Origin of the sequence: Streptococcus vulneris, from assembly GCF_019218685.1 — a bacterium.
GTDB lineage: Bacteria > Bacillota > Bacilli > Lactobacillales > Streptococcaceae > Streptococcus > Streptococcus vulneris.
Genome location: NZ_JAHUZC010000001.1, coordinates 97,968 through 112,969, shown reverse-complemented (window position 1 = coordinate 112,969; position 15,002 = coordinate 97,968). Strand labels below are relative to the sequence as shown.

General features: G+C 41.0%; 16 protein-coding genes. 9 read left to right on the top strand and 7 right to left on the bottom strand.

All coding sequences use genetic code 11. The features are described from left to right. Nucleotides 1-235 precede the first annotated feature (235 nt). The gene (pcrA, locus tag KUA57_RS00565; protein WP_218493465.1) at nt 236-2,527 is read left to right on the top strand and encodes a DNA helicase PcrA; all 2,292 of its coding nucleotides are present in this window, start codon (nt 236-238) and stop codon (nt 2,525-2,527) included. 42 nt (nt 2,528-2,569) lie between these two features. Then, on the top strand, nt 2,570-3,250 hold the full coding sequence (gene radC / locus KUA57_RS00560) for a RadC family protein (protein ID WP_218493464.1): 681 nt from the start codon (nt 2,570-2,572) through the stop codon (nt 3,248-3,250). Here the strand turns inward: radC and KUA57_RS00555 are convergent. The 7 genes from KUA57_RS00555 to KUA57_RS00525 all read right to left on the bottom strand — a co-directional run bounded on the left by KUA57_RS00555 (nt 3,247) and on the right by KUA57_RS00525 (nt 8,019). Beyond that, entirely contained in the window at nt 3,247-3,936 is a 690-nt protein-coding gene (locus tag KUA57_RS00555) for a gamma-glutamyl-gamma-aminobutyrate hydrolase family protein (protein ID WP_218493463.1), read from the bottom strand. The genes radC and KUA57_RS00555 overlap by 4 nt on opposite strands. Nucleotides 3,937-3,953: 17 nt before the next feature. Next, entirely contained in the window at nt 3,954-4,595 is a 642-nt protein-coding gene (locus KUA57_RS00550; RefSeq protein ID WP_000653417.1) for a redox-sensing transcriptional repressor Rex, read from the bottom strand. Between the two features lie 82 nt (nt 4,596-4,677). Then, entirely contained in the window at nt 4,678-4,893 is a 216-nt protein-coding gene (locus tag KUA57_RS00545; RefSeq protein WP_000462491.1) for a DUF4649 family protein, read from the bottom strand. A 7-nt stretch (nt 4,894-4,900) separates the two neighbouring features. Next, nucleotides 4,901-5,248: a DUF1831 domain-containing protein gene (locus tag KUA57_RS00540; RefSeq protein WP_000863540.1), complete on the bottom strand. Its 348-nt coding sequence runs from the start codon at nt 5,246-5,248 to the stop codon at nt 4,901-4,903. Between the two features lie 4 nt (nt 5,249-5,252). After that, nucleotides 5,253-6,368: a cysteine desulfurase family protein gene (locus KUA57_RS00535; protein WP_218493462.1), complete on the bottom strand. Its 1,116-nt coding sequence runs from the start codon at nt 6,366-6,368 to the stop codon at nt 5,253-5,255. 9 nt (nt 6,369-6,377) lie between these two features. Continuing rightward, entirely contained in the window at nt 6,378-7,337 is a 960-nt protein-coding gene (locus KUA57_RS00530; RefSeq protein ID WP_173876226.1) for a ribose-phosphate diphosphokinase, read from the bottom strand. Nucleotides 7,338-7,449: 112 nt separating this feature from the next. Beyond that, complete coding sequence (locus KUA57_RS00525) at nt 7,450-8,019, bottom strand: CYTH domain-containing protein (protein WP_218493461.1); 570 nt, start codon at nt 8,017-8,019, stop codon at nt 7,450-7,452. Nucleotides 8,020-8,147: 128 nt separating this feature from the next. Here KUA57_RS00525 and yjbM point away from each other — a divergent pair, with 128 nt between their 5' ends. From yjbM to vicK, 7 genes are all read left to right on the top strand, one after another. Then, a complete protein-coding gene (gene yjbM, locus KUA57_RS00520; RefSeq protein ID WP_218493460.1) occupies nt 8,148-8,819 on the top strand; it encodes a GTP diphosphokinase in 672 nt (223 codons plus the stop codon). Then, nucleotides 8,803-9,621 carry an NAD kinase gene (locus tag KUA57_RS00515; RefSeq protein ID WP_218493459.1) on the top strand — a complete coding sequence of 273 codons (819 nt, stop codon included), beginning with the start codon at nt 8,803-8,805 and terminating at the stop codon, nt 9,619-9,621. The genes yjbM and KUA57_RS00515 overlap by 17 nt, the downstream gene beginning before the upstream one ends. Further along, a complete protein-coding gene (locus KUA57_RS00510; RefSeq protein WP_218493458.1) occupies nt 9,618-10,514 on the top strand; it encodes an RluA family pseudouridine synthase in 897 nt (298 codons plus the stop codon). The genes KUA57_RS00515 and KUA57_RS00510 overlap by 4 nt, the downstream gene beginning before the upstream one ends. Nucleotides 10,515-10,557: 43 nt before the next feature. After that, complete coding sequence (gene pta, locus KUA57_RS00505) at nt 10,558-11,532, top strand: phosphate acetyltransferase (protein WP_000451571.1); 975 nt, start codon at nt 10,558-10,560, stop codon at nt 11,530-11,532. A 188-nt stretch (nt 11,533-11,720) separates the two neighbouring features. Then, on the top strand, nt 11,721-12,896 hold the full coding sequence (gene mutY, locus KUA57_RS00500) for an A/G-specific adenine glycosylase (protein WP_218493457.1): 1,176 nt from the start codon (nt 11,721-11,723) through the stop codon (nt 12,894-12,896). A 55-nt stretch (nt 12,897-12,951) separates the two neighbouring features. After that, the gene (gene yycF / locus KUA57_RS00495) at nt 12,952-13,659 is read left to right on the top strand and encodes a response regulator YycF (protein WP_000722072.1); all 708 of its coding nucleotides are present in this window, start codon (nt 12,952-12,954) and stop codon (nt 13,657-13,659) included. Further along, nucleotides 13,652-15,001 (top strand): cell wall metabolism sensor histidine kinase VicK, encoded by a 1,350-nt coding sequence (gene vicK, locus KUA57_RS00490; protein ID WP_218493456.1) that lies wholly within the window; start codon nt 13,652-13,654, stop codon nt 14,999-15,001. The genes yycF and vicK overlap by 8 nt, the downstream gene beginning before the upstream one ends. The last annotated feature ends 1 nt before the right edge of the window (nt 15,002 follow it).

Sequence of the window (15,002 nt, the reverse complement as noted above, 5' to 3'; positions counted from 1 at the left end):
TCAAATTCAAACCACGTCAGCTTCACCTTGCCGTACTCAAGTACAGCCTGCGGCTAGCTTCCTAGTTTGCACTTCGATTTTCATTGAGTAAAAAATGAGTTTGGAAATACCATCCAAGCTCATTTTTTATCTAGATATAAGAAGTTGCCTTCTACACGTAACCAGTCTAGGTAAAGATATTTTCCCTGAATTCTGATATAATAGAAATATTGACTTCAAGAGTAAGGAAGAGAAGATGAACGCATTATTAAATGGAATGAATGACCGTCAGGCTGAGGCGGTGCAAACGACAGAAGGCCCCTTGTTGATCATGGCGGGGGCTGGTTCTGGAAAGACCCGAGTTTTGACCCACCGCATTGCTTATCTGATTGATGAAAAGCTGATCAATCCGTGGAATATCTTGGCCATTACCTTTACTAATAAGGCTGCGCGTGAGATGAAAGAGCGTGCTTATAGCCTCAATCCAGCTACTCAGGACTGTCTGATTGCGACCTTTCACTCCATGTGTGTTCGTATTTTGCGTCGCGATGCGGACCATATTGGCTACAATCGTAATTTTACAATTGTCGATCCTGGTGAACAGCGAACGCTCGTGAAACGCATTCTCAAACAGTTGAACTTGGATCCGAAAAAATGGAATGAACGGAGCATCTTAGGGACTATTTCCAATGCTAAGAATGATTTGATTGATGATGTTGCCTATGCTGCCCAAGCTGGAGATATGTACACGCAAATCGTGTCCCAGTGCTACACTGCTTACCAAAAAGAACTGCGTCAGTCTGAGTCTGTTGACTTTGATGATTTGATTATGTTGACCCTGCGTCTCTTTGATCAAAATCCTGATGTTTTGACCTACTACCAGCAGAAGTTTCAATACATCCATGTTGATGAGTACCAAGATACCAACCACGCTCAGTACCAATTGGTCAAACTCTTGGCTTCCCGTTTTAAAAATATCTGTGTGGTTGGAGATGCGGACCAGTCTATCTACGGTTGGCGTGGTGCTGATATGCAGAATATCTTGGACTTCGAAAAGGATTATCCCCAAGCCAAGGTTGTTTTGTTGGAGGAGAATTATCGTTCAACTAAAACCATTCTCCAAGCGGCCAATGAGGTTATTAAAAATAATAAAAACCGCCGTCCTAAGAATCTCTGGACTCAAAACGCTGATGGGGAACAAATCGTTTACTATCGTGCCAATGATGAGCTAGATGAGGCTGTATTTGTAGCCAAAACCATCGATGAACTGGGTCGCAACCAAAACTTCCTTCACAAGGATTTTGCAGTTCTCTATCGTACTAATGCGCAGTCCCGTACTATTGAGGAAGCCTTGCTCAAGTCAAATATTCCTTATACCATGGTTGGCGGAACCAAGTTCTACAGCCGTAAGGAAATCCGAGATATTATCGCTTACCTCAATCTTATTGCCAATTTGAGTGACAATATCAGTTTTGAGCGTATTATCAACGAGCCGAAACGTGGAATTGGGCCAGGAACGGTTGAGAAAATCCGTGACTTTGCGAATATGCAAGACATGTCCATGCTAGATGCTTCAGCCAATATCATGTTATCTGGTATCAAGGGTAAAGCAGCCCAGTCTATCTGGGATTTTGCCAATATGATTCTAAATTTACGAGAGCAGCTAGATCAATTAACTATTACAGAGTTGGTTGAGGCCGTCCTAGAAAAAACAGGTTACGTCGATATTCTAAACGCTCAAGCGACTTTAGAAAGCAAGGCTAGGGTTGAAAATATTGAAGAGTTCCTTTCTGTGACGAAAAACTTTGATGACACATCTGATGGACCAGAAGAAGAAACTGGTTTGGACAAACTAAGTCGTTTCTTAAATGACCTGGCCTTGATTGCTGATACAGATTCAGGTAGTCAGGAGACATCAGAAGTTACCCTAATGACCCTGCATGCTGCCAAAGGTCTCGAGTTTCCAGTTGTCTTTTTGATTGGGATGGAAGAGAATGTCTTTCCGCTTAGCCGCGCGGCTGAGGATCTAGATGAATTAGAAGAAGAACGCCGTCTGGCCTATGTAGGAATTACGCGTGCAGAGAAAATTCTCTATCTGACAAATGCCAATTCGCGCCTGCTTTTTGGTCGTACCAACTACAACCGTCCGACTCGTTTTATTAACGAAATCAGCTCAGACTTACTTGAGTATCAAGGTCTGGCTCGTCCTGTAAATACAAGCTTTAAGACATCTTATAGCAGTGGTGGTCTCGCCTTTGGTCAAGGTATGAGTCTTGCCCAGGCCCTTCAAGACCGTAAACGCGGTGTGGCACCAAAAACTATCCAGTCAAGCGGTCTCCCATTTGGTCAATTTACAGCTGGAGCAAAATCAGGGTCTAGCGAGGCAAATTGGTCCATTGGTGACATTGCTCTCCACAAGAAATGGGGAGAGGGAACTGTTCTGGAAGTTTCAGGAAGCGGTGCTAGGCAGGAATTAAAAATCAATTTCCCAGAAGTAGGTTTGAAAAAACTTTTAGCTAGTGTAGCCCCAATTGAGAAAAAAATATAATTTTCCATCCTTCTCACGAATAATAAAGTGAGGAGGATTTTTATGTACAGTATTTCATTCCAAGAAGATTCACTATTACCAAGAGAAAGGCTGGCAAAAGAAGGAGTTGAAGCGCTCAGTAATCAAGAGTTGTTAGCTATTTTACTTAGGACAGGAACACGTCAAGCTAGTGTTTTTGAAATTGCCCAGAAAGTTTTGAACAACCTTTCAAGTCTAACGGATTTGAAAAAAATGACCCTGCAGGAATTACAGAGTCTGTCTGGTATTGGGCGTGTTAAGGCCATAGAATTACAAGCTATGATTGAACTGGGGCATCGTATTCACAAACATGAAACTATTGAGATGGAAAGTATTCTCAGCAGTCAAAAGTTGGCCAAGAAGATGCAACAGGAGTTGGGACATAAAAAACAAGAGCACCTGGTGGCGCTCTATCTCAATACTCAAAATCAAATCATTCATCAACAGACCATTTTTATCGGCTCAGCTACTCGTAGTATTGCTGAACCACGTGAGATTCTTCACTATGCTATCAAGCATATGGCAACCTCTCTTATCTTGGTCCACAATCATCCTTCAGGAGCGGTAGCCCCTAGCCGAAATGATGATCATGTGACTAAACTTGTAAAAGAAGCCTGTGACCTGATGGGGATTGTCCTCTTGGACCATTTGATTGTCTCTCATTCTAATTACTTTAGTTATCGTGAAAAGACGGATTTAATCTAAAGTTCATTGACGACATAGTCAAAGAGGTTTTTATCTTTGGGACGATTTTCAAAAAGAAATTCTGGGTGCCATTGGACACCGAGAAAGGCGACATCATCTGTACTCATGACAGCTTCAATGATACCATCCTTAGGATCATGAGCTGCAATCTTTAAGTTAGGTGCTAAATCTTTGATGCTCTGGTGGTGGAAGGAGTTGATATGGGAAATTTCTCCATAGATTTCTCGAAGAACAGTATTTGGTTCTGTCATCAAGCGTTGAGTTGTGTACTCGGCAGAACAATCTTGCCAGTGGTCTTCGATATCTTGATACAAAGTTCCACCCATGGCAACATTAAAGAGTTGAGTCCCACGGCAGACGGAGAAAATAGGCTTTTTCTGGTTAATAGCTTCCTTGATGAGGGCCAGTTCAAAGATATCCCTTTGAAGGTGATAGTCATCGCTATCGATGGTTTTTGGTTCACCATAGAATTTTGGATCAACATTTTGCCCACCTGTCAAGATGAGCTTGTCAATCAAACTAATATAGTGGCTAGCCATTTCTTGATCACCAATCGGTAGGATGATGGGAATCCCTCCAGCGTCTTTAACGCCTTCAACAAAGCCTTTTGCTGCGTAACTCATCATGATGTCATCATCTGGATGAGTTTTTTCGTTTCCTGTTATCCCAATAACTGGTTTTTTCATAAAATGATTTTCGCTTTCTAATCCTCTTTTCGCATGAAGTAGAGGAGAGTTTGGAGTTCACTTGTCAAATCGACATATTGAACGACCACGTCTTTTGGTAAATGCAGATGGACTGGTGAAAAACTGAGGATTCCTTTCACGCCAGCATCCACCAAGAGATTGGCAACCTCTTGCGACTTGACGCTGGGAACAGTCAAGATAGCAGTCTTCACATCAGCATCCTTGATTTTATCCTTGATTTGAGAAATTCCGTAAATGGGAATCCCATCAGGAGTTTGGGTACCGACTTCAGGATGGTCATCTAGATCAAAGGCCATGATAATCTTCATCTTGTTACGCTCGTGGAAGCGGTAGTGGAGAAGGGCATGGCCCATATTTCCAATACCTACCAGCATGACATTGGTAATAGAGTTATCATTGAGTAAATCGGCAAAAAATGTCATCAGTTTTTTGACATCATAGCCAAAACCACGACGACCTAGTTCACCAAAATAGGAAAAATCACGACGTACGGTCGCGGAATCAATACCGATAGCCTCTGCAATTTGCTTAGAGTTGGCACGTTCAATCTTTTCTGCATGAAATCTCTTAAAAATTCGATAGTAGAGAGAGAGTCTTTTCGCTGTAGCTTTTGGAATAGCAGACTGTTTATCTTTCACAAAATCACAACCTTTCTATTCTTCTATTTTATAGAAACATTGTGAAAAAATCAACAAAAATAAGAAAAAACTAAGAAAAATCTTAGTTTTGATGTAAAAAATCTGCATGTGATAGAAAACGGTAGAGGTCTCCGACCAGTCCTTGGTAAACTTCTTGTCCTTTAAAGGTCAAAGAAGTTACATAAAGTGTATCTGGTAGGGTAACACATCCTGACAGAGCCAGCATGAGAGCTTCGTAATCCTCATACTTGAGAGTTCGCTCTACATGATAGCTGTCCTTATAGGTCAGTTCAAACATTTTGGCTCTATCTTTCCGATTTTGTAAAGACACCACGTTCTACCAAGCTATCCATGAGGAAGTAGAATTTTTCCTGATGAATGTGGTGGTCTTCTGATTTGAAAATATCAACTAGGCGTAGCCCAAACTTGTCAGTGATATTGATTTTAGCACCTGTAAGTTCCTTGTTAATGATGATTTTGAGTTGGAATCCCTCACCGCTGTTCGGAACTTTTTCCAAAAGGCGAGTCAATTCATAGTTACCAACCTTAGTCTCAAAAAAGGTGTTGTCCTTAAGGGTGAATTTTTTAACAGAAGGACTAAGAGTGTAGTCGTAACGACAATTTTTTAACTGAATGGTTTTTTCAAATGCCATATGGCTAACCTCCGATAATTTCTTTTAAGGTTTTTGCGAGGGTATGTAGGTCTTCAACAGTATTTTGTGGCGACAAACTGATACGAACGGATTCCTTCAAGCGTTCTGAATTTGCTCCGTACATAGCTTCAAGAACATGGCTGGATTGGACAATGCCTGCAGTGCAGGCTGAGCCAGTAGAGATTGAAATTCCAGCCAAATCTAAACGAAGGAGTAAGAGGTCATTTTTTTGGCCAGGAAATCCAATATTGAGGACATAAGGGAGATGATATTCTCCTCTATTCAAGTAATACTGAACTCCCTCTAGCTCTGCAAGAAAGGCAGTTTCTAGATTTTGTACATGTTGAAAATGTTCTTCTTGTTTTTCTAGGTCCTCTTTTAGGGCTGCAACCATGCCTACGATGGCAGCCAAATTTTCAGTACCTGCACGTTTTTTCTGTTCTTGGTCTCCACCATGGAGATAGGAATCAAAGTCCATGCTAGAAGCATAGAGAAAACCGATTCCCTTAGGACCATGGAATTTATGTGCAGAAGCGGTGAGAAAATCAATGCCCAACTCTTCTGGGTGAATTGGTATTTTACCAATAGCTTGAACTGCATCAACATGATAGGCAGCAGGGTGTTGCTTGAGTATTTGGCCAATTTCAGCGATGGGAAGTAGGTTTCCTGTCTCATTATTGGCAAACATGGTAGAAACCAAAATTGTATCATCACGTAAAGCTTTTTGAATTTGTTGGGCTGTGATTTCTTGATTTTCTGGTTGGATAATGGTTGCTTCAAAACCGAAGTGTTGAACCAAGTAATCAATGGTTTCAAGGACGGCATGGTGCTCAATGGCAGTTGTGATGATGTGTTTTCCTTGTTCTTGATGACGAAGGCAGTAGCCAATGATAGCAGTATTGTTGCCTTCAGTCCCACCAGAAGTGAAAAAGATATGTTGAGGTTTTGTTCCCAGTAACTGGGCTAGTTCCTGACGGGCTTCGCGTAAGAGCTTGCCAGCTTGACGGCCATGCCCATGAATACTAGAAGGATTTCCATGAGTTTCTTGCATAACCTTGGTCATAGCTGAAATAGCAACTGCTGACATGGGAGTCGTTGCAGCATTGTCCAAATAAATCAAAGAATCACCTTATTTCTTTTTGTTGTAGGCAAAGAGTGGGCTGACTGGTTTTCTTTCGTGGATACGGACGATAGCATCACCAATTAACTCACTAGCAGTGATGTAGCATACGTTTTTAGGAGTTTTTTCTTTTGTTGCTACTGAATCAGTCACAAGAATTTCTTTAATATTAGTATTGTCGAGAAGTTCAGCAGCTCCCTCAACGAAGAGACCGTGGCTAGAAACAGCATAAATTTCTGTAGCCCCTTCACGTTCAACGATTTTAGCAGCTTCAGAGAAGGTGCGTCCTGTATTTAAAATATCGTCAATCAAGATGGCTTTCTTACCTTCAACATCACCAATAATATAACCTTCGTTACGAGTTGCATCGTCCTGAGGGTAATCGATAATGGCGATAGGAGCATCAAGATATTCAGCTAAGCTACGAGCACGTTTTACACCTGAATTTTTAGGGCTAACCACGACAACATCTGAACCGAGTAGGCCCTTATCGCAATAATGTTTTGCAAATAGGGGAACTGTGAAAAGGTTATCGACAGGGATGTCAAAGAAGCCTTGAACCTGAACGGCATGCAAATCAAGCGTAAGGATACGATCGACACCAGCCTTAACTAGCATATTGGCAACTAGTTTCGCTGTAAGTGGCTCACGAGGTGAAGCGATACGGTCTTGACGTGCATAGCCAAAATATGGAAGGACAACGTTGATACTGTGGGCACTTGCACGTACACAAGCGTCGACCATGATCAACAATTCCATTAGGTGGTTGTTAACAGGGAAACTTGTAGACTGGATGATGTAAACATCATAACCACGGACACTTTCTTCGATATTTACTTGGATTTCTCCATCAGAAAATTGACGTGATGACAGTTTTCCAAGTGGAATACCGACAGCATCCGCAATTTTTTGTGCAATCTCTTGGTTAGAGTTGAGCGCGAAAAGTTTCATATTTTTTCTATCTGACATTATAGACCGTCCTCTGTAAACTTTATAAAACCGAGTTATATCTGCTTTACATATATGAACTAGGTTTTGTGTATTTTTATCTTTTCTATTTTACCAAAAAATAGAGATTATTTCAGCTATTTTTCATGCTTTTGACAAATCGAACCAATTTTGAAGGAGCTTTTTGGTAAGCAATCTGATTTTTCTCTAAAAATTGCTGGAAATCTTGCTTTCCTTGCTCGTGATTTTCCACCTCAAGCTCTAATTCGTAATCTGTAATATCAAAGTACTGACTTTCATCCAGTGCCATGAGGCCAATTGGTGTTTGCATTTCATAGCGAAGAGTTGTTAGACAACCAAGAACCTGCCATTTTTTACTTTGGATACCATGTTTAGCCAATTCATCCAGCACCAGTCCCTGAGGAAGTTCTTTCTTGCACAGGTAGTTTTCAGCATCTTTTAGTTCCAATTTTTGGTTGTACTCCATGTTTCCAACACTTTGCGGGACTTTGAGTGTCAATTCTGCCCAGTCTTCAAAAGTTCGAATGCGCATAGCAACCTTCTTTTCTCGCAGTTCAAAATCAGGCGTGTCGATGTAGTAATTTTTTTGAAGAACAGGAGTGACACCTGTGAACTGGTCTTTTAGACGATCATATTCATCTTTTTTCAGGAGTGTTTTCAATTCAATTTCTAAATGTTTCATTTTTCTTACCTTTTCTTTATCGTTGAAAGCGGATTTATGGTATAATAAGCATTGTATTTATTGTATATGAATCTGGAGAAAAAATCAAAGATATTTTTGAAGGATAATATGAGAACAAGGGAGAATATATGACCTTAGAATGGGAAGAATTTCTAGATCCTTACATTCAAGCTGTTGGTGAGTTAAAGATTAAACTTCGTGGTATTCGTAAGCAATATCGCAAGCAAAATAAGCATTCTCCGATTGAGTTTGTGACTGGTCGAGTCAAGCCGATTGAAAGTATCAAGGAAAAAATGGCTCGTCGTGGCATTACTTATGCGACCTTGGAACACGATTTGCAGGATATTGCTGGCTTGCGTGTGATGGTCCAGTTTGTAGATGACGTCAAGGAAGTAGTGGAGATTCTGCGCAAGCGTCAGGATATGCGGATCATACAGGAGCGTGATTACATTACTCATCGAAAATCCTCAGGCTATCGTTCCTATCATGTGGTAGTTGAATATTCGGTTGATACCATTAATGGGGCTAAGACTATTTTGGCAGAAATTCAAATACGTACCTTGGCCATGAATTTCTGGGCAACGATAGAACATTCTCTCAACTACAAGTACCAAGGGGATTTCCCAGAGGAGATTAAGGAGCGACTAGAAATCACGGCCAAAATCGCTCATCAGTTGGATGAAGAAATGGGTAAAATACGTGATGATATCCAAGAAGCCCAGGCACTTTTTGATCCTTTAAGTAGAAAATTAAATGACGGTGTAGGAAACAGTGACGATACAGATGAAGAATACAGGTAAACGAATTGACCTGATAGCTAATAGAAAACCACAGAGTCAAAGGGTTTTGTATGAATTGCGAGATCGTTTGAAGAGAAATCAGTTCATACTCAATGATACCAATCCGGACATTGTCATTTCTATCGGTGGGGATGGCATGCTCTTATCAGCCTTTCATAAGTACGAAAATCAACTTGATAAGGTACGCTTTATAGGTGTTCATACTGGACATTTGGGCTTCTATACGGACTACCGTGATTTTGAGTTGGATAAGCTAGTAACTAATTTGCAGCTAGATACCGGAGCTAGAGTCTCTTACCCTGTTCTGAATGTGAAGGTCTTTCTTGAAAATGGTGAAGTGAAGATTTTTAGAGCACTAAATGAAGCCAGTATCCGAAGGTCTGATCGAACCATGGTGGCTGATGTTGTGATTAACGGTGTTCCCTTTGAACGTTTTCGTGGAGATGGGCTAACAGTTTCGACCCCGACTGGTAGTACAGCCTATAACAAGTCTCTCGGTGGAGCTGTTTTGCATCCTACCATTGAAGCTCTTCAGTTGACGGAAATTGCCAGCCTTAATAATCGTGTTTATCGAACGCTGGGTTCGTCCATTATTGTTCCTAAGAAGGATAAGATTGAACTCATTCCAACGAGAAACGATTACCATACCATTTCGGTTGACAATAGTGTGTATTCCTTCCGCAATATTGAGCGAATTGAGTATCAAATCGACCATCATAAGATTCACTTTGTTGCCTCACCTAGCCACACCAGTTTCTGGAACCGTGTTAAGGATGCTTTCATCGGCGAGGTGGATGAATGATGTTTGAATTTATCGCAGATGAGCATGTCAAGGTTAAGACCTTTTTGAAAAAGCACGAGGTTTCTAAGGGACTGCTAGCTAAGATTAAGTTTCGAGGCGGAGCTATTCTGGTCAATGACCAACCACAAAATGCAACTTATTTATTGGACGTTGGAGACCGCGTTACTATCGATATTCCCGCTGAGGAAGGTTTTGAAACTCTGGAAGCAATCGAGCGCCCACTGGATATTCTCTATGAGGATGACCATTTTCTAGTTTTGAATAAACCCTATGGAGTGGCTTCTATTCCTAGTGTTAATCACTCCAATACCATTGCTAATTTTATCAAGGGTTACTACGTCAAGCAAGACTATGAAAATCAGCAGGTTCACATTGTAACTAGGCTTGATAGAGATACTTCTGGCTTGATGCTCTTTGCCAAGCACGGCTATGCCCATGCACGATTAGACAAGCAGTTGCAGAAGAAATCTATCGAGAAACGCTACTTTGCTTTGGTTAAGGGAGATGGACATTTGGAACCGGAAGGAGAAATTATTGCTCCGATTGCGCGTGATGAAGACTCCATTATCACCAGAAGAGTGGCTAAAGGTGGAAAGTATGCCCATACATCCTACAAGATTGTAGCATCTTATGGGAATATTCACCTAGTTGATATTCGTCTTCATACTGGGCGAACCCACCAAATCCGAGTGCATTTTTCTCACATTGGTTTTCCTTTGTTGGGAGATGATTTGTATGGTGGTAGTCTGGACGACGGCATTCAACGTCAGGCCTTGCATTGCCATTACCTATCCTTCTATCATCCATTTTTAGAGCAAGACTTGCAGTTAGAAAGCCCCTTGCCGGATGATTTCAGTAACCTTATTACCCAGTTATCAACTAATACTCTATAAAAATTATTTGGAGTATAATTTATTTTCTTAAAGGAGAAAACTCATGGAAGTTTTTGAAAGTCTCAAAGCCAACCTGGTTGGTAAAAATGCTCGTATCGTTCTCCCTGAAGGGGAAGAACCTCGTATTCTTCAAGCGACTAAACGCCTGGTAAAAGAAACAGAAGTGATTCCTGTTTTGCTTGGAAATCCTGAAAAAATTAAAATTTATCTTGAAATCGAAGGTATTGAGGACGGTTATGAAGTCATCGACCCTCAACACTACGATAAATTTGAAGAAATGGTTGCTGCTTTAGTGGAGCGTCGCAAGGGCAAAATGTCTGAAGAAGATGCACGCAAGGTTTTGGTTGAAGATGTCAACTATTTTGGTGTTATGTTGGTTTACTTGGGCTTGGTTGATGGAATGGTGTCAGGAGCGATTCACTCAACAGCTTCAACAGTTCGTCCAGCTCTTCAAATCATCAAAACTCGTCCAAATGTAACTCGTACTTCAGGTGCCTTCCTCATGGTTCGTGGTACGGAGCGTTACCTCTTTGGGGACTGTGCCATCAATATCAATCCAGACGCTGAAGCCTTGGCTGAAATTGCAATCAACTCAGCAATTACAGCTAAGATGTTTGGAATCGAGCCTAAAATTGCTATGCTAAGCTATTCTACTAAAGGTTCAGGATTTGGAGAAAGCGTTGATAAGGTTGTTGAAGCAACTAAAATTGCTCACGACTTGCGCCCTGACCTTGAAATCGATGGTGAGTTGCAATTTGATGCAGCCTTTGTTCCTGAAACTGCAGCTTTGAAAGCTCCTGGAAGTACAGTAGCTGGTCAAGCAAATGTCTTCATCTTCCCAGGTATCGAGGCAGGAAATATCGGCTACAAGATGGCCGAACGTCTCGGTGGTTTTGCGGCTGTTGGTCCTGTTTTGCAAGGTTTGAACAAGCCAGTTAACGACCTTTCTCGTGGATGTAATGCTGATGATGTTTACAAGTTAACACTTATCACAGCAGCCCAGGCAGTTCATCAATAAGATTTAGTCCTCTTTCCCTTGGGAAGAGGCTTTTTATACTCAATGAAAATCAAAGAGCAAACTAGGAAACTAGCCGCAGGCTGTACTTGAGTACGGCAAGGCGACGTTGACGTGGTTTGAATTTGATTTTCGAAGAGTACTAATACTAGGAAAAGGACAGTTAGAATCTTCTGTGTTATACTAGAAATATGTTAGATTTGAAAGAATACGGTATCGTCATGTGGCCAGAGGAGAAGATTGTTTCTTTTCGTGAGAAACTTCTCACTTGGTATGATGAAAACAAAAGAGATTTACCATGGCGTAGGAGTAAGAATCCTTATCATATCTGGGTCTCTGAAATTATGCTTCAGCAGACCAGGGTGGATACGGTTATCCCTTACTATGAACGATTCTTGGACTGGTTTCCAACAGTGGAAAGTTTGGCAACTGCCCCTGAAGAGCGTTTGTTGAAGGCTTGGGAAGGTTTGGGGTATTATTCTCGAGTACGCAATATGCAGGCTGCGGCTCAGCAGATTATGACAGACTTTGGTGGTCAATTCCCAAACACCTATGAAGGAATTTCCATCTTGAAAGGTATTGGACCTTACACAGCAGGAGCCATATCCAGTATTGCTTTTAATTTGCCTGAGCCGGCTGTAGATGGTAATGTCATGCGGGTCTTGGCGCGTCTATTTGAAGTTAATCACGATATTGGGATTCCAAGTAATCGTAAAATTTTTCAGGCAATGATGGAAATCTTGATTGACCCAGAAAGGCCTGGTGACTTTAATCAAGCTTTGATGGACTTAGGATCTGATATTGAGGCGCCTGTAAATCCCAGACCAGAAGAAAGCCCAGTTAAGGACTTTAGTGCGGCATATCAGAATGGCACAATGGACCGTTATCCAATTAAGGCTCCCAAGAAAAAGCCTGTTCCCATTTATCTTAAAGCCTTGGTGGTCAAAAATACTCAGGGACAATTTTTACTTGAAAAAAATGAAAGTGAAAAGCTATTGGCAGGTTTTTGGCATTTCCCCTTGATAGAAGTTGATAACTTTTCGCAAGGAGAGCAGTTTGACCTCTTTCATCAGGTTGCAGAAGAAAGCGTGAACTTTGGTCCCAGTCCAGAAGAGAGTTTCCAGCAGGACTATGACCTAGATGTTGATTGGCTTGATATTTATTTTGAGACTGTCAAGCATATCTTTAGTCATCGTAAGTGGCATGTTCAAATTGTAGCAGGTCAGGTGAGTGACTACAATGACTTTCCAGATAGGGAAGTTCGCTGGCTTTCACCAGAAGAGTTTAAGAATTACCCACTTGCCAAACCCCAACAAAAAATCTGGCAGGCTTATGCAAAAGCCAACTTAGACAGTAGTAAAGACTAGCTATTGTGTCTTCTTGTTATTTTTTTGGTATAATAGTAGAGAAAAAGGTGAACAAATGAAAAAAATATTAATTGTAGATGATGAAAAACCAATCTCGGATATTATCAAGTTTAATATGACCAAGGAAGGTTACGAGGTTGTAACTGCTTTTAATGGTCGTGAAGCACTAGAACAATTTGAAGCAGAGCAACCAGATATTATTATTCTGGATTTGATGCTTCCCGAAATTGATGGTTTAGAAGTTGCAAAGACTATTCGTAAGACGAGTAGTGTTCCTATTATCATGCTGTCAGCTAAAGACAGCGAATTTGATAAGGTTATTGGTTTGGAGCTTGGAGCGGATGACTATGTGACAAAACCCTTCTCAAATCGTGAGTTGCAGGCGCGTGTTAAAGCTCTTCTTCGTCGTACGGACTTGGTTTCTGTAGATAATCAAGAGTCAGATGAAAAGAAAACCCAACCTTTGCAAATTGGGGACTTGGAGATTGTACCAGATGCCTATGTGGCTAAAAAATATGGTGAAGAACTAGACTTGACCCACCGTGAATTTGAACTTTTGTACCACTTGGCTTCTCATATTGGTCAAGTGATTACCCGTGAACACTTGCTTGAAACGGTCTGGGGGTATGATTATTTCGGAGATGTTCGGACTGTTGACGTAACTATCAGACGTTTGCGTGAGAAGATTGAAGATACACCTAGTCGTCCAGAGTATATCCTAACACGTCGTGGTGTTGGTTATTATATGAGAAATAATGATTGAATTGATTAGAAAAAATATTCTTACTAGTGATTTTATCTTCATTTTAATTTTATTGGGTTTTATCTTGATTGTTACCTTGCTTTTGCTAGAAAATCGGCGAGATAATATTCGGTTGAAGCAAATTAATCAAAAAGTTAAAGACTTGATTGCAGGAGATTATTCTCAGGTATTGGATATGCAGGGAAGCTCTGAAATCACTAATATTACCAATAATCTCAATGATTTATCAGAAGTAATCCGTTTGACCCAAGAAAATCTGGAACAAGAGAGTAAACGATTGCACAGTATCCTCTCTTACATGACAGATGGAGTCCTCGCGACCAATCGTCGTGGTAAGATTACTATGATTAATGACATGGCTAAGAAACAGCTAGGTGTTCAGAAGGAAGATGTTCTCAATAAAAGTATTCTAGAATTACTTCAGATTGAAGATGAGTATGAACTTCGTGATTTGATTACCCAAGTTCCTGAACTCATGATTGATTCTCAGGATGCCAATGGTGAGTATCTGAGCCTTCGTGTACGCTTCGCCTTGGTGCGTCGTGAGTCTGGATTTATCTCAGGTTTGGTAGCTGTTTTGCATGATACGACGGAGCAGGAGAAGGAAGAACGCGAACGAAGACTCTTTGTTTCCAACGTTAGTCATGAGTTACGGACGCCTCTGACTAGTGTAAAATCCTATCTTGAAGCCTTGGATGAGGGAGCCTTGTCAGAACCTGTTGCACCAGACTTTATCAAGGTGTCTCTAGACGAAACCAACCGTATGATGCGGATGGTGACAGACCTTCTCCATCTTTCTCGAATTGATAATGCAACTAGTCACCTAGATGTGGAACTGATTAACTTTACTGCCTTTATTACCTTTATCCTTAACCGTTTTGATAAGATGAGGGGACCAGACGAAGAGAAGAAATACGAATTGGTTAGAGATTATCCGATTACCTCTGTCTGGATTGAAATTGATACAGACAAGATGACGCAGGTGATTGATAATATTCTCAACAATGCCATTAAATATTCTCCAGATGGTGGGAAAATCACAGTGACCATGAAGACTACTGATGATCAGATGATTTTATCCATCTCAGACCAAGGCTTGGGTATTCCTAAGCAGGATTTACCACGTATCTTTGACCGTTTCTACCGTGTGGATCGTGCTAGAAGTCGTGCCCAAGGTGGAACAGGTTTAGGACTGTCTATTGCCAAAGAAATTATCAAACAACATAAGGGCTTTATTTGGGCCAAGAGTATATATGGTAAGGGTTCAACCTTTACCATTGTGCTCCCTTATGATAAGGATGCAGTGAAGGAAGAAGTATGGGAGGACGAAGTAGAAGACTAGA

Excerpts from the sequence above, each read along its gene's own strand:
- KUA57_RS00540 (WP_000863540.1), bottom strand. The coding sequence starts at position 5,248 with ATGGCATTTGAAAAAACCATTCAGTTAAAAAATTGTCGTTACGACTAC.
- KUA57_RS00555 (WP_218493463.1), bottom strand. The coding sequence starts at position 3,936 with ATGAAAAAACCAGTTATTGGGATAACAGGAAACGAAAAAACTCATCCA.
- radC (WP_218493464.1), top strand. The coding sequence starts at position 2,570 with ATGTACAGTATTTCATTCCAAGAAGATTCACTATTACCAAGAGAAAGG.
- KUA57_RS00510 (WP_218493458.1), top strand. The coding sequence starts at position 9,618 with ATGATGTTTGAATTTATCGCAGATGAGCATGTCAAGGTTAAGACCTTT.
- mutY (WP_218493457.1), top strand. The coding sequence starts at position 11,721 with ATGTTAGATTTGAAAGAATACGGTATCGTCATGTGGCCAGAGGAGAAG.
- yjbM (WP_218493460.1), top strand. The coding sequence starts at position 8,148 with ATGACCTTAGAATGGGAAGAATTTCTAGATCCTTACATTCAAGCTGTT.
- pta (WP_000451571.1), top strand. The coding sequence starts at position 10,558 with ATGGAAGTTTTTGAAAGTCTCAAAGCCAACCTGGTTGGTAAAAATGCT.
- KUA57_RS00530 (WP_173876226.1), bottom strand. The coding sequence starts at position 7,337 with ATGTCAGATAGAAAAAATATGAAACTTTTCGCGCTCAACTCTAACCAA.
- pcrA (WP_218493465.1), top strand. The coding sequence starts at position 236 with ATGAACGCATTATTAAATGGAATGAATGACCGTCAGGCTGAGGCGGTG.
- KUA57_RS00545 (WP_000462491.1), bottom strand. The coding sequence starts at position 4,893 with ATGTTTGAACTGACCTATAAGGACAGCTATCATGTAGAGCGAACTCTC.
- KUA57_RS00525 (WP_218493461.1), bottom strand. The coding sequence starts at position 8,019 with ATGAAACATTTAGAAATTGAATTGAAAACACTCCTGAAAAAAGATGAA.
- vicK (WP_218493456.1), top strand. The coding sequence starts at position 13,652 with ATGATTGAATTGATTAGAAAAAATATTCTTACTAGTGATTTTATCTTC.
- KUA57_RS00515 (WP_218493459.1), top strand. The coding sequence starts at position 8,803 with ATGAAGAATACAGGTAAACGAATTGACCTGATAGCTAATAGAAAACCA.
- yycF (WP_000722072.1), top strand. The coding sequence starts at position 12,952 with ATGAAAAAAATATTAATTGTAGATGATGAAAAACCAATCTCGGATATT.